Raw genomic sequence first — 14,219 nt, 5'->3', positions numbered from 1 at the left:
CAGCGGTACACACGTGACCAGAAGTGCACGCGTACAGAACCTGGAATTCCCTATGGCTACCACAGACTTTTCGGCGCCAATGTCTGTTATATGAATTGGATTCCTGATTAATTCTATTGAAGTTTATTTCACGTGACTCGCCGTGATATGCCTCGGCATTGCGCCGGTACGCTACCGCGCTGCGCGATAGTCCAAGGCCGAAGTACGGAGGGCTGCGTCGGTATTCGATCGAACGCCTAGGTGAGACCTATCGAGCGTTAGCGCGGATGATATCGAAGAAGTTTGACAGCGGGCGGCCCCGCGCTTCCCATGTCTCGCGGCCGCGTCGACCCTCTGAGTCCTTTGCGCCGCGTTGAGTCCGGGAATCCGGCCCGTTGCTCGCAACCAAGCTGTACGGCGCGTTTGCCAATAAATACATAGGCGTCGGCGACACAACGACCGGATTTCCCCTGGCCAACCGCGTGTCGCGTTGATACCGAGAGTCACTACGGCTATGCCGTGAACGAGACGACGCACGACTGTGGCGAGATCGGCGGTCTCGCGCAGAGCCGGAAACGCTTCTTGCTCATCGCGCGGCATACCGAGAAGGTGCCGCCCTTCCTGTACGAGCCGCCCATCAAGCGACTGCAGGGCGTCGGCACGCTGCTCGGTCGCATGCCGCTGCCCGGCGATACCGGCGCCGGCGGTCCGATGCACCGTACCCCGTCCCTGCAGTGGAAAACGTGGGATCGGCTTACCGCTCAGTCCCGGTATCGCCAGAATGGCATTGAGCGTGCGCGCGAGAACCATCGAATCTTGCCGGTTGGCGCCGGTGACCGTGACAGTCCGAGAGATGCCGCGTGTGTCTGTGTTCGAGTTGTGTTGGCGGATCCTGTCTTTGACGAGACGGATGCAAAAACGTCCGCCTATGGCCCGACCAGCACGCCGTCTTGGGAGAAAAGAATCGGCGCGCCGCCCTTGCCGGGCAGCGCGGCGGTCAGCGTCGCACGGTCCGGGCGCTGCGCGACCTCGACCGTCGCGGACGCCGCCCGCTGCTTCAATACCAGGCCGTCGAGCCCGACGCCGACCAGGCCGTCGCCCGCATCGATCAGACCGGTAATCGAACTCCGGGTGCGGCTGTCGACGGCCGTCCAGTTCGCGCCACCGTCGCTGCTCTGGTACAGGCTGCCGAGCAGGCCGCCGACCACGATCCGGCCATCGGGCATCGCGACACCCGACCACAACGTGCCCTTGCCGCCGGTCGGCAGGTAATTCCAGTTCACGCCGCCGTCGGCCGACTTGAGCACCATCCCTTGCTCCGACACGGCGTAGAGCGCATGAGAAGGGTCGGCAAACACGTGATAGAGATTTCGGTCAGCCTTGCCACCGCCGGGCGGCTTCGGCAGGGTCGTACGAGTCCACGTCTTGCCGCCGTCGTGGGTCTGCAGCATCAGCGACCACAGGCCGACGGCAATGCCGTCCTGTGCATTCGTGAACAGCACCGAGAACAGCGGCTGGTCGACCGACGTATCGAGCCGCTGCGTGACCCACGTATCGCCGCCGTCGTCGGTCGCGAGAATCGCGCCCCACTGGCCGACGGCCCAGCCATGCTTCGCATCCGCGAACGACACGGCCGACAGCGTCGCCGACACCGGCACGCGTCGCGCCTGACGCCAGGTCTTGCCGTCGTCGTCGGACAGCAGCACGATGCCGTGCTCGCCGACGGCGACGATCCGCGACCCGGCGCGCGTCGCGTCCATCAGCATCATGTGCGTCGGCGCGGCCCACGTGTGCGCGGGTTTCGCGGCCCAGGCCGCGACCGTTCCGTCCTGCGGTTGCGCGAAGGCCGTCGCGGCCGTGCAGAGCGCGATACAGGAAATGAGCGTCTTGATCATGGTGAATCCCGGTAGTGTGCGGGCATCAATGGTTGAATAGCGCCGACCAGCCGGCATTCGCTTCGCTGAGCACCACGGCCGGCGGCCTGCCGTTGCCCTGCGCGGCCGCTGTCCTTCGCTCGGCTCCGCCGTCGTTCGACGACGCGGCGACACCGGTTTCGCCTGTTGCGGCGTGGTGCACACCGGTGCGTGTCGCGTCCATCGCGAACGCACGAGCCGGCGTACTCCGACCGGCGCCCGTTTCATGAAATCGCGGGAACGCACCCGCCGCGATGCAAAGTACGGCGCAAACAGTTAGCGTCTTGACCATGAACGAATCTCCATCGGCAGGTTCACGAGCTTCAGTGACTGAACAAACCCGGCGCGCGGGCCGGCTTGCGGCGCGGGAACCAGCGTTCGAGCAGCGACGCAAGCGCGGGCAACGCGGTCATCGCCATCACCAGGTTCACGATGAACATGAACGCGAGCAGCTTGCCCATGTCCGCCTGGAACTTCAACGCGGAGAAGCTCCACGTCGCCACGCCGATCGCGAGCGTGATCGCCGTGAAGATCGTCGCGACGCCCACCTCGAGCATCGCGTGCTGCACGGCCTTCACGATGTGCTGGCCGCCGGCGAGATGCACCTGCAGCCGGTTGTAGATATAGAACGCGTAGTCGACGCCGATCCCCACCGCGAGCACCATCACCGGCAGCGTCGCCACCGTCAGCCCGATCTGCAGCTCCTTCATGAACCAGTAGCCGATGAAGGTCGCGACCGACAGCGGCGCGCAGCACGCGATCATCGCGCGCCAGTCGCGGTATGCGAGGAACACGAGGATCAGGATCGCGCCGTACACGTACAGCATCATCGGCAGCTCGCTGCCCGCGACTTCCTCGTTGGTCGCCGCCAGCACGCCCGCGTTGCCGGCCGCGAGCCGCACGGCGATGCCCGGGAACGGATGCGACGCGCGATACTGCTTCACGTCGTCGAGGATGCGGTTGATCGTCGTCGCCTTGTGGTCGGTCAGGAACAGGTGCACGGCCGACATCGTGCAGTCGGCCTTCATGAAGCCCTTCACGCGCCCGACGTCGACCGACACCGCCCCGTAGTTCTCCGGGTCGATCGGCACCACGCTCATCTTCGGATAGTCTTCGTTGTAGCCCTGGTTGTAGCCGCGCAGCATGCCCGAGTACGACTGCACGGACACCACGCCCGGCTCGGTGCGCATGGCCGCCGCGAAGTCGTCCTCGTACAGTCCGACCGCCGGGTTGTTGCAGCTCTTGCCGGCCGACTCGATCGCGACCGTCAGCCAGTCGAGGCCCATGTCGTAGTTGCCGGCGATGGACGTCGCGTCGCGATTGAAGCGTGCATCCGCGCGCAGTTCCGGCGCGCCCGGCTGCAGCGTGCCGATCACGCGATCGCGGCTTTGCCACGCGGCCAGCGCGAACACGACCAGCGTCAGGGCGACCGTCGCCCCCGCATACTTCGGCTGCGCGACGCGCGCAAGCGGCCGCAGCCATGCCGAGCGCCGCTCGCCGCGCTTGAGCGCGCTGTCCGCGTAGCGCTTCGTGAAGTTGAAGCAGGACGCGGCCACCGGCAGCAGGATCAGGTTCGTCACGATCTTGTACGCCACGCCGAGCGACGCGGTAATCGCCAGTTCGCGCACCATCGGGATCGGGATCAGCAACAGCGTGATGAACGACACGAACGCGGTGATCAGCGCCAGCACGCCCGGAATCAGCAGCCCGCTGAAGCTGCGGCGCGCCGCCTCGTATGAACTGTGCCCGTGCGAAATCTCGCGCACGATGAAGTTCACCTGCTGCACCCCGTGCGACACGCCGATCGCGAACACCAGGAACGGCACCAGCACCGCGAGCGGATCGAGGCCGAAACCCAGCAGTTTCAGCGTGCCGAACTGCCAGACCAGCGACGTCAGCGAGCACGCGATCAGCAGCACCGTGAAGCGCAGCGAATGGCAATACCAGTACACCGCGAGCGCGGTCAGCAGCAGCGCGATCGCGCAGAAGCCGAGCACGGCCTTCGCGCCGTCGGCGATGTCGCCGATCTGCTTCGCGAAGCCGATGATCTGCACCTCGTAGCCGGCATCCTCGAACGGCTGGCGGATCTTCTGTTCGAGCAAGTGATTGAACGCCACGTAATCGAGCACCTTGCCCGCACTGTCGCGCTCGTTCAGCTCGGCCGTGATCATCGCGCTGTCCTCGCCGTGCGACACGAGCGTGCCGACATAGCCGCCCAGCGTCGTCGCGCGACGGATCTTCCCGACGATCTCCGGCGTCAGCTGGTCCGGCGTGATCGTGCCGGAAATGATCGGCTCCGCGCGAAAGCCTTCGTCAGTGATTTCATTGACGAACGCGTTCGACGTCCACAGCGAGCGCACGCCGATCCGGTCGACATTCGGCAGGTAGGTCACCGCCTGCGTGACCTTGTACAGCCGTGTCAGCCCGTCCGGCGTCCAGATCGAGCCGTGCTTCGCGCGCACGACGACGGTGATCCGGTTCGCGCCGAGCAGGTCGTTCCGGTATTGCTGGAACGTGCGGATGTACTCGTGGCCGATCGGCATCTGCTTCTCGAAGCCGGCATCCATGCGCAGTTGCATCGCGAACACGGCCATCACGACGGTGAACAGGCCGATCGCCGCGAGCACGATCGCGCGATGACCGAAGAATAGCCTTTCAAGGCGGCTGACCAGACGATTGAGCACTGCATTACCCCTTCATGTATTCCGGCGATGCCCGACGCGCGCGCGTCAGAAGTTCCGGGTAGCAAACACACCGACGAAATTGCGGTCCGCATACGGATTGCCCACCGACTGGTGACCGCCGAAGAACGCCGCGAAGTTGATGCCTGCCTGCCACTTCGGCGGATTCTGGTTGAACAGCACGTAGACGTTCACCGACTTCGCACCCTGCATGTAGTTCGCGGTGAAGGTCGGCGTGTACCCGTAGAGGCCGGTGCTGAACGTCACGCCCGGCGTCACCTGCCAGCCGGGGATCAGCGAGCCGTCATACGTCCAGTTGAAGTCGACCGTCGCGCCCACCGAACTCGACGTGCCCTGCCCTTGCGTGATCGGATAGCCGAGCCCCGAGTTGTGGTTCAGCCACGGGAAATAACCGGCGGCCGGCACCTGCGTGACCGGCTGCCCGTCCACCGTGCGCGTCACGTCCGAACCGAGGCCCGGGTAGTAGATCCACGTGAGTTCCCAGGTCAACGCAGCGGAATCCGCGGCGATCAGCTTCAGGAACGGGTACTCGCTGCGCGTCAGCGCGAGCAGCCCGTTGACATCCAGCTGGAACTTCTTCTTGTCGGCCCATTGCTGGCAGTTGACGCCTTGCACGCCGTTCGTGATGAGGTCGGTCGGGCCGCCCGCGCCGTAGCAGCTCGACAGCGCGACCGCATCGCGCGGCCGATACGACAGCTCGGTACCGATGGCCCACGGGCCGACCCCGAAGTTCGCGCTCGCGCCGAACAGTTGCCGGTTCTGGAGATACGACCATTGCGCGGTGCCGTTCGACAGCGTCGACAGCACCGGCGACTTGTCCGTGTAGTTCAGGTAGTAGAACGCGAAGTTCGCATCGAACGAGCGCGGCGAGTAATTGAACTTCACGCCGAACTGCGGCCGGTATTTCGCGGGCAGCTGCGTCGACACCGGAATGCCGAGGTCGTTGAACGGCGGCCCGGCGAAAGCGCCGTTGACGAGCCCGTTCCTGATCGCGTTCAGCGTGTCCTGGTTACCCGCCGCGGCCCCGCCGCCGATCGCATTGGCGATCGTGCCGACGCCCGGGCCAGCAACATTGGGGTTGTTCGCGTTGATCGTGAACGGTTCGGCGCCGCGGCCGATGACGTTCGCCAGCGACCAGTACGAACCGACCGGCGGAAGGCGGTTGCCGTTCCACTGGAACTGGTAATACGCTTCGGTGCTGAAGCCGTGGGAAAGATCGGCGGCGAGGCTCAGCATCGGCGCCGGCAGCAGCGCCTGCTTGAGCTGCGAACCTGGGATCAGCAGCTTCTGGACGTCGATCGAGTTGGTCGCGTTGATGCCGCTCTGCGCGTAGATGCTCTCGCCCCAGTTGATCACCTGGTTACCGAGCCGCACGTGCGCGTTGCGACCGCCGATCGTGAAATCCTTCTGCGCCCACAGATCGAGCAGCTGCGCGTTGTACACCACCTGCGCGGCCGCCGTGCTCGACAGCGGCGTTCTGGCCGTTCTCCCGGCGAGGAAGTCGTACATGCCCGTGCCGCGCACCATGAACTTGAGCCCTTCGCCCGGCATCTTCAGCAGCAGTTCGCTGGTCGCGCTCACGTAGGTGCTGAACGGCTGCCCCTTGCGGTAGTTCAGGTCGCCGTTGTCGCCGTAACCCCACTGATCCGTGTTGGCAGCCGCACCGCAGCCGTATGCGTTCGGATCGCCGGTCAGCGAGCAGCTCGGACTCCTGGTCCGGATCCCGCCGCCCGCCGTGAGATTGGTCACCCACGACCCCTGAACAGCGCCGTCCCCGAGCGTGAACTCGTACCCGTACGCGGTCGACGTTGCCGCACCCAGCATGGCAATCGACACCGTAGTACTCTTAACGATATTGCTTGCTTTCATCGCACCACCCACCCATCTCCAGACCGGATGCCGACGCGCGAGTGCGCACGTCGGGCCTGTTTTCTTTTTTTGACTACGGCAATCAGCGTTCGCTGGCCGATCTCAGCGATTCCGCCGTAAAGAAGTCGGACTTGAGGCGCGAATCGTCGGCGCGCTCGTACCAGCGAAGGTCCTTACCCTGACCGACTGACGATCCGTCGAATACGTATCGTCCGTTGATCAAGTCGTACTGGACGAACGGTTCGTTGTCGCAGGCACCGCCCAGTTCCCACACCGGAATCGGGTAGCTCTCGCGCACCTTCCACAACTTGCCTTGCGCGTCATAGTCTTCGCCGACGAGCGCGAGCCAGCTGTCCTCGTCGAGGTAGAACACTTTCTTGGACGCAGCATGGCGTGCGGTGGGCTTGACCGTCGCCTCGACGACCCATACGCGATGCACCTCGTAACGACGGTGGTCCGGCGAAATTCCGCCAGGTGCCGCCACGTCATGCAGTTTGTCCTTGAACGCGTACATGCCGAATGCGTTGTACGGAACGATCATTTCCTTCTTGCCCACGAGTTTCCAGTTGAAGCGGTCGATCGAGCCGTTGAACATGTTGGCTTCGTCGATCAAGTACTGGTTCTCGAAGCCGATCAGCGGTGCGTCGTGCGTATAGGCCGGCATGCGTCTCACGCGGCGCTGACCCGGAAAGTAGTAGTACGTTTCTGAATCCCGGTTGAAATACTGACGCTGAACAAACGCTTGCCCGGCCAATGCGGCTGGGGAAGTTGCCGAAAAGTAAGCGGCCAGGCTGAGCTGATCTACATCCTGCGGTGCCGTCTTGCCGCTCTTCCCGTAGGGGAAGTAAAAGACCTGCGGGCCGATTGCATCGATCCAATCGCTACTGCCCGCACGCGGGGAAATCGCAGTGATGATCGGCGTCCATTCGACTCCTACGCCTCGATACCGGGTTTCGTAGTTGAGGATCGCTTCGGCCCCAGTCTTCGGCTGGGGAAACGCGACACCGGGAAACGCGGCGGTCTGGATCATTTCGCCGGACGCATCGAGCTTCGCTGCCGTTAGATTCGCTTTCGAGTTTTGTTCAGCGAAATCGGGCAATTGGCATTCGCGGTGTGACGGATACACGTCCATACGATAGCCCTTCAGTTGCTTGACCAACTGAATCTCACCGGGAGAGAGCTTGTCTGCGTACTTGTCGACGTTCGAGGCATCGATCGAATAAAGCGGCTTCTCTGCACGATGTTTCCAGAAACCACCACGAAACTTGCCCCACTCCCAACCGGATGCAGGAGCTTGCCGCCCAGCGAACGACGGCACGAGACCGTCCTTGCTTGCCGCACTTTCCGCGCCTGCGGGCGTCAGGTCGCCTTCTGCGACGGCTGCCACGCTGGCCAACAACAGCGAGGCGGTCAAACACGACGCAACTGAAAATTTCCGCTTGTTCATTGCCACTCTCCTTTTGCCTTCTTTCTCGCGCACAGAACACGGCGATTCGCCGTGAGCCATGCAGGACCTCGATAAGGAACGCTATTGCTTCAGATAGCGAATAGTCGATACGCAATCCACTTCATTTCAGGTTCCCATGAACTCCATGGACGGACCGCGACACCGCGATCGGCGCAGGCCCGCTTTGGGCGGGGCTTCCGGAAGACACCAGGCGATGCCACTGGGGGTTCTGGACTCCGCATGAAGGTATGCCGCTCTTACCCGGCTGATTGCTCGTCGCTCGATCGCAAATGGGTCGCATGACCTATTCGACGTTATACACAGCGGACTTTTTGGTCGCAACTAAGGCTAAACCCTTGCCCGTTGTGGAAGTACAGCGAACGGGGAGCGAGAGGTAGAGTTAGCCATTGATTTCATTGACTAAAATTTGACTGCAAGTGCCCCCTCAAACTTCATGCCTGCGAGCACGCGCCCAGCTCCCGCGACGATTCGACGATATGGTCGTGCGCGCTGAATTTAGTCGTTAAGACCTAAAAATGAGCTTTTAAGGGAAAGATGGGCGCACGGAACACAGATCTGTGATGCGCCATCAGGAAGGACAAGAGCCTATCGACACGGCCTCGGTGGCACACGCCCGACCGCGGCACAATGATCCACAATTGCTTTTTGCACGCGAAACATGAACGCCAAGCCTACAATGTGGTCTTGCTGCATGCCTTCGTTCCGGCGCAAGTTGTGGCCCCTGGCTCACGTCGCCTCTACCCGGCGTTAGACAACGAAAGTTTGCCAAGCCACCGCTGCACGAATGAGGTCACGCGACCTGTATTTGACTGTTTCGACCCGAAGAATACGCTTGCCGTTCAAACCAGGAAGCTAACCCAATAGCCGTGAGACCGATGAAAGACGAAAGTGCCCAAAAAAATCGCAACCAGGATGTGTCCATTGAGCCACAAGCCGCCGGCACGAAACGTGTGTTGACGGGCCGTGGCCGGAACACGGTTGCTCGCATCCTTGCGAGTGCCATCGAGATTTTCGCGGCCGAGGGTTACGGTGGGCTTAGCATGCGAAAGGTGGCGACCAGCGCGGGCTTGGCGCTATCGAATTTGCAGCACTACTTCCCGACGCGTGAAGATCTTTTTGCGGCGATCATTACCGAGACCATCGCAGAATACTCGGGAAACTATGAAAGCATTCGCATTGATGCTTCGCTCAGCCCCGAGCAACGATTGGAGAAGCTTGTCCGCTTGCTCATCGAAGACGGCAAACAGCCCCGAACCCAAAGCCTCTTTGTCAATTTCTGGGCGCTCGCGCAAATGCAGGAATTTGCGCGAAAGAGCATGGAAGACGCGTATCTGTTCCAGCGCCGTATGATTAGTGGATTCGTAGCGGCCGTCAATCCGCAGTTATCGCCAAATGTGCTTGCGCGCCGTGCTGCGCTTATTGCGGGGCAAATCGAAGGGTTATTGGTATTGATCCCTCAGCGCAATCGCTTCCCGTCGGATATAAAAGGTATCGAGGATGAGGCCGTGAAAGCGATTATCACAGTCGCTTCCATGCCATGAGGGGGCTCAAAGCACTACACATACGGCCAAATCTCAAAGGGGTAGAGTATGGAAATTTTTCACACACCCGCTTGGGTGCCCCGGCGGGTAGGTTGAAGCGAGGCTCAGGATCGCGCAACCACTCAATAGACTGTGCCGCACCAGCAATGCCGGCCCGATCGATGCATTTAATGCGACTCCTCAAAGGTCGAACGATTTGCCAAAAACGCGTCCAGTTTTTCAGGTGGCAACGAAGTTGGGCAGCACACCGAGACTGTAAGTACGATGCTTCAAACTAAATAGCGTCACGAGATCTTTTTGTGGCGATTTATAATCGATTTCCCAGCACTTATTCCAAGAAAATTTCGGAAAATTAGGGATCGCCATTCGATTAATATCGCCAAGTCGAATTCAGACCCGGAAAGCCAACTTCGGCTCATCCACTTCTGGAACGAGAATGACCCGACCAATCACTCGACCAGCTTCGTGATCCGCTAGCGAGGCCTCCGCCTCATGAAGTGATCGGCAATATGTCGGCAATGGTGGAAGATTGCTACGGCGAGCCAGTTCTACAAGTTCGCGAAGTTCGTTCAAACTCTCGATATAACATCCTTCGATCGAGATTAGCTTGAGCGGCAATAGTGGCAGCGATAAAGGCAATTCGCCACCAGTTAAACCAATCAATAATAGCTGTCGCTGCCATGTTAGGTATAGCGCTTTACGATCAGCCGTATTGGTCGTCAATGCTCATGCACCGCCCAAGAGACCACCACCCTCCGACGTCACCTTTTAAGACCTTTCTCCTCCCACCAATCCCAAGACTTTAGTGCCTGGCGAGCCACCCTGCCCCCGAGATAAGAGAGTGTGTCGCTCGTCATCGACAACGACTTTCGGTTCACGATCCAGAAATCCGTCAGTTCCGATTGCGTCCCGGCAAGCAGGTCGGCGATGGTTCGGCCATTGAGATGCGTCAGCGCAACACCGTGACCAAAACATCCGCCCGAGTAGATGATGCGCTCGTCTTCGATGAAGCTGATTTCGGGGGCCATGTCTGCGGTTACCGAGACAGGGCCGCCCCAACGATAGTCGATGCGCGTGTTCTTGAGCTGAGGGTAGATCCATTTGAGATGATCTTCGCAATGCTGCCACGCCGCTGGCGCGGAAACCTCTTTCAATGCCCCTGTCCTGTACGTGATCGCATCGCCACCGCCCATTATGATCCGACCGTCCGCCGTCGGTCTGAAGTAGTGCAGCATCTGTCGGTTATCGCCAAAGGATTGCCGTTCGGTCCAGCCGATGCTGTTCCATTGGGCTTCGCTCAAAGGTTCAGTGACGACCTGGTAGGTCCAGAGTGGATACTGGCGTGAGCGGACCCTTTTCGGGCCGGGGATATCTCGGGTGTATGCGTTTGTCGCAATGACCAGCTTGTCCGCCGTGATCTTTCCATTCGGTGTGCTGACAACTATTGCAGATGGCATCCTTTCGATATTTGTGACCTGGGTCGTTTCGTAAACAGATATACCGACTGATTCCGCCAGGCTCTTGAGGGATCGGACCTGCTTGCACGGATTGAGGTATCCGGTTCCCGATTCGTAAATGCCGCCGGCAAAGCGCTCGGAGTGGAAGTCCTGCTGAAATTGCTCTGCGCTCCGCCACACCATGTCGTCGTCGATGCCCAACTGCTGGAATAGCTCAAAGGTCTTTTGCATTCTGCCCAGCTGCTGCTTCGTATACGTGGCACGAACCAGCCCAGCGTGACAGTAGTCCGACTGAAGATTGTGCTCCGCGATCAGGCATCTGGTGTGCTCGACCGCGAGCTGCAAATAGCGATGGGCGTCAACCATCTTCTGCTTACCCCAGCGCAGCAAGACCATTTCGGGCTCAAGGCCGAACATTTTGGTACTGAAGCCTGCGTTGCGACCGCTGGAGCCGAAGCCGACAATCGCGGCTTCAAGCACGACTACGCGTGTATTGGGGTTGTCTTTCTTGAACTGCCATGCCGTGTTCAACCCCGTGAAGCCGCCCCCGACGATCGCGACGTCAACCTTGAGATCTTCCGTCAAGGGGGGATTGGGCAAATACGCTCCATAGGCATACTGCCAAAAAGACCGGTTTTGAAGAAGTGATTCTTGATCAGGTGACATAGCGGAGTTTTCGCGTGACGGGATCGGATTCCGGATCAACCAGTTTCTTCTGCTCAGGTGTTGGAGCGAAATGGTTGCCCGATAACGTATGCGGCGCATGGTCGAGCTCAGGCGCCATCGAGCGGCGAGCGAGTATATTGCGAGATGTATGCCCCAGATGTCGGAGTGATCGCTTTGTCATCGCAGCAACAACTCAGAACCTCTGTCGCAGCCCTGGTGCGTCAAATGTGTCGACTTTTAGCCATGTTGGCTGACTTTGAATTTCTGATCGTACGTTGCGATGAACGAATCAATTTTCCGGGCCAGAACAACATCTTTGCCATCGAGTGAGAGCCGCATCATTTCGATCTGGAAATCCTCCTGATCAACCATGTAATCAAGGAATTCTTTGGCGCTTAATGGCCCGATACTTCTTATCTTGCGAAGTTCATCGCAATATTTTACCGTTTTTGAATAGACGAGTTTCAAGAATGGTCTTAAAAGAAATTTCGGAACAGAGCCGAGTATCCATGCCTTAATCAATGTCCCGGTTCTCGGAGTCACATCCATCGCCCATCGGGCTGCTGCTTCATGATAGATTGGCTCATTGAACTCCTCCAACTTCAGATAGGCTGCCCAGAGTGGCTGGCGCGGATCGCCGTCAAGACGATTTGAAAGACGCCCAATAGCGCGAAGTGCAAACGCCCTATTTTGGATTTCGCCATCAAATCCATCTAAAAACTCACTGGAAGGCCACATTACAATTACCTCATGCGATTTATGTCTGGCGAGGAAACAGTTTCGTCGTGAGTGCCCTCGAAATACCGGATTTCTATTTTAAAAGATTTGCACGGCGCTCACGAATAAACATTCACCATTTTTCAGGATGTGAAGAGTAAAATCGAAGCAAAATATACGTGTGTCGCGATCCGACATCGCGACACACCTGATTTATTTCGTATCGGGCAGCCTGGCCTCGAACGCTTCGATGGCGGACGCAATCGCCCCGTCGAGATAACCTCGCATTTGCTCCGAAACTAGCGATCCGCCAACCAGCGGATTTGCGACTCCGTCAGGACGGGTGACCGCGGCCACTGAGCGACGGTGCGTGAATGTATCGAATCCGGCCTTGCCGTGATAGGCGCCGGAGCCAGAGTTGCCGATTCCACCGAACGGCGCCCCCGGCAGCAGTGCATGCAGCAATCCATCATTCCGCGTGACCCCGCCACTCGTCGTGCTTTCCAGGAAACGCCGGAAGTCTTCACCATCCTCGCCGTACCAGTAAGCGGCAAGTGGCGCGGGACGTGCCGTGATGTAATCGATAGCCTCCTGCGTGTCGTCGTAACCGTATACGACAAGCACGGGGCCGAATACTTCCTCATCGGAAATCTCTGCCGACTCAGGCACATCGACCAAGATAGTCGGCGGAATTCTTCGCGCCGTACGATTAGGCAACCGCTCGGCTTCACTTTCAGGCGCCGCAATATACTTTTTTGCGCCCTTCGCGACCGCATCATCCACGAGGCCAACGATACGATCGAAATTTCGCTCGTTCACAACGGAAACAACCGCGGGATTCTCCAGATAGGTGGGAAATATATAGTTGTATTCGGCGATAAGCTTGGAAACGAACTCCGTCACGATGCCTTTGGGTACCCAAACATAGTCCGGGCAAAGGCAAACCTGCCCACCGTTCACGACACGCGTGGCAGCAATTCGGCTGACGGCCAAATCCAAGTCGGCATCAGGCGCCACGACAACCGGATTCTTTCCGCCAAGTTCCGTTGTAACAGGAACGAGGTTCTTTGCGGCCTCCTGGGCGACGATTGATCCGATCTTGGGGGAGCCGGTGAAAAACAGGTGATCGAATCGCAACCCTGAGAAGGACTGTGACGTCGACAGGTCTCCGTGAATGAAGGCTACCTCAGCCTCATCGAACGTGCTCGAGACAATATCTGCCAGCAGGCGTCCGGTATGAACCTGATACTCCGGAAAATTCATCATGACGCGATTGCCGGCGGCGAGCGCGCTCAGCGCCGGCTCGAATGTTAGCGTCAGCGGGAAATTCCATGCCCCCATGACGCCGACGACGCCCTTGGGCTTTTGCTGAATGAATCCCCCCGGAATTTCCTCAGGCTCCATCCACTTCTCGAGGTTGTCGAGCGTATGGAGAATGTCTTCGGACCACGGCAACGCTTCGAGCGCCTTGGTCAGTTCGGGCGGACGGTTGCCGTAGTCTGTACTGAGAGCCTGCGCAATCGCATCGAAGTTGGAAAGAATTGCGATCGCGAGCCGCGCTACGCGCGACCTTCGTACCGCTGCGGAAGCCTCCCCCTCGGCAAGGAATGCCGCACGCTGAACGTTGAGAATGTGTTCCAACTCGGCCTTTTCGTACGCCATGGTAGTTTCCTTTCAAAATGAGATGCCGGATGCGCCCATGATCATCCGCCGTCACTCGGGCCGCGACTCTGCGACAACTCGGTAAATGACACGCGCCGTGCCCATGCGGACCGGCATTCATCGTGTTCCGGACACACAAATATGTCACTCGACCTAAAACGCGTTATACAACAAAACTTGAGGACGTGCAACGCACAATGCTGCTGCGGTGCGCAAAACGCCATCCAACCTCAAGGTCGGATGGG

At 59.6% G+C, this 14,219-nt stretch carries 9 protein-coding genes and 2 pseudogenes; 2 read left to right on the top strand and 9 right to left on the bottom strand.

Annotation, left to right across the window (positions count from 1 at the left end):
- Positions 1-253 precede the first annotated feature (253 nt).
- Positions 254-449 (bottom strand): annotated as a pseudogene (locus PQB87_RS21955) (hypothetical protein); the annotation flags it as partial.
- A gap of 34 nt (positions 450-483) precedes the next feature.
- On the opposite strand from PQB87_RS21955, the pseudogene PQB87_RS21950 reads away from it, so the two are divergent.
- Positions 484-735 (top strand): annotated as a pseudogene (locus tag PQB87_RS21950) (DNA cytosine methyltransferase); the annotation flags it as partial.
- Between the two features lie 170 nt (positions 736-905).
- On the opposite strand, the gene PQB87_RS21945 reads toward PQB87_RS21950, so the two are convergent.
- The 4 genes from PQB87_RS21945 to PQB87_RS21930 all read right to left on the bottom strand — a co-directional run bounded on the left by PQB87_RS21945 (position 906) and on the right by PQB87_RS21930 (position 7,910).
- Positions 906-1,874 carry a WD40/YVTN/BNR-like repeat-containing protein gene (locus tag PQB87_RS21945; protein ID WP_175829772.1) on the bottom strand — a complete coding sequence of 323 codons (969 nt, stop codon included), beginning with the start codon at positions 1,872-1,874 and terminating at the stop codon, positions 906-908.
- Between the two features lie 341 nt (positions 1,875-2,215).
- Positions 2,216-4,576, bottom strand: a complete 2,361-nt coding sequence (locus PQB87_RS21940) for an efflux RND transporter permease subunit (RefSeq protein ID WP_060061335.1) — start codon at positions 4,574-4,576, stop codon at positions 2,216-2,218.
- A gap of 45 nt (positions 4,577-4,621) precedes the next feature.
- Positions 4,622-6,463: a DUF1302 domain-containing protein gene (locus PQB87_RS21935; RefSeq protein ID WP_111939367.1), complete on the bottom strand. Its 1,842-nt coding sequence runs from the start codon at positions 6,461-6,463 to the stop codon at positions 4,622-4,624.
- Positions 6,464-6,545: 82 nt separating this feature from the next.
- Positions 6,546-7,910, bottom strand: coding sequence for a DUF1329 domain-containing protein (locus PQB87_RS21930; RefSeq protein WP_048023288.1), 1,365 nt, complete (start codon positions 7,908-7,910; stop codon positions 6,546-6,548).
- Between the two features lie 896 nt (positions 7,911-8,806).
- Here PQB87_RS21930 and PQB87_RS21925 point away from each other — a divergent pair.
- Positions 8,807-9,472, top strand: coding sequence for a TetR/AcrR family transcriptional regulator (locus PQB87_RS21925; protein ID WP_048023289.1), 666 nt, complete (start codon positions 8,807-8,809; stop codon positions 9,470-9,472).
- 390 nt (positions 9,473-9,862) lie between these two features.
- On the opposite strand, the gene PQB87_RS21920 is transcribed toward PQB87_RS21925, so the two are convergent.
- From PQB87_RS21920 to PQB87_RS21905, 4 genes are all read right to left on the bottom strand, one after another.
- Positions 9,863-10,195, bottom strand: a complete 333-nt coding sequence (locus tag PQB87_RS21920; protein WP_489243788.1) for an MDR/zinc-dependent alcohol dehydrogenase-like family protein — start codon at positions 10,193-10,195, stop codon at positions 9,863-9,865.
- A gap of 38 nt (positions 10,196-10,233) precedes the next feature.
- Positions 10,234-11,514 carry an NAD(P)/FAD-dependent oxidoreductase gene (locus PQB87_RS21915; RefSeq protein WP_226145451.1) on the bottom strand — a complete coding sequence of 427 codons (1,281 nt, stop codon included), beginning with the start codon at positions 11,512-11,514 and terminating at the stop codon, positions 10,234-10,236.
- Positions 11,515-11,832: 318 nt separating this feature from the next.
- Positions 11,833-12,333: a hypothetical protein gene (locus PQB87_RS21910; RefSeq protein ID WP_153489176.1), complete on the bottom strand. Its 501-nt coding sequence runs from the start codon at positions 12,331-12,333 to the stop codon at positions 11,833-11,835.
- 192 nt (positions 12,334-12,525) lie between these two features.
- Positions 12,526-13,974: an aldehyde dehydrogenase family protein gene (locus PQB87_RS21905; protein WP_111939365.1), complete on the bottom strand. Its 1,449-nt coding sequence runs from the start codon at positions 13,972-13,974 to the stop codon at positions 12,526-12,528.
- Between the last annotated feature and the right edge of the window lie 245 nt (positions 13,975-14,219).

Source organism: Burkholderia sp. KL41 (assembly GCF_057005415.2).
The sequence above is the reverse complement of the archived record's forward strand: the minus strand, read 5'-3'. Positions and strand labels throughout refer to the sequence as shown.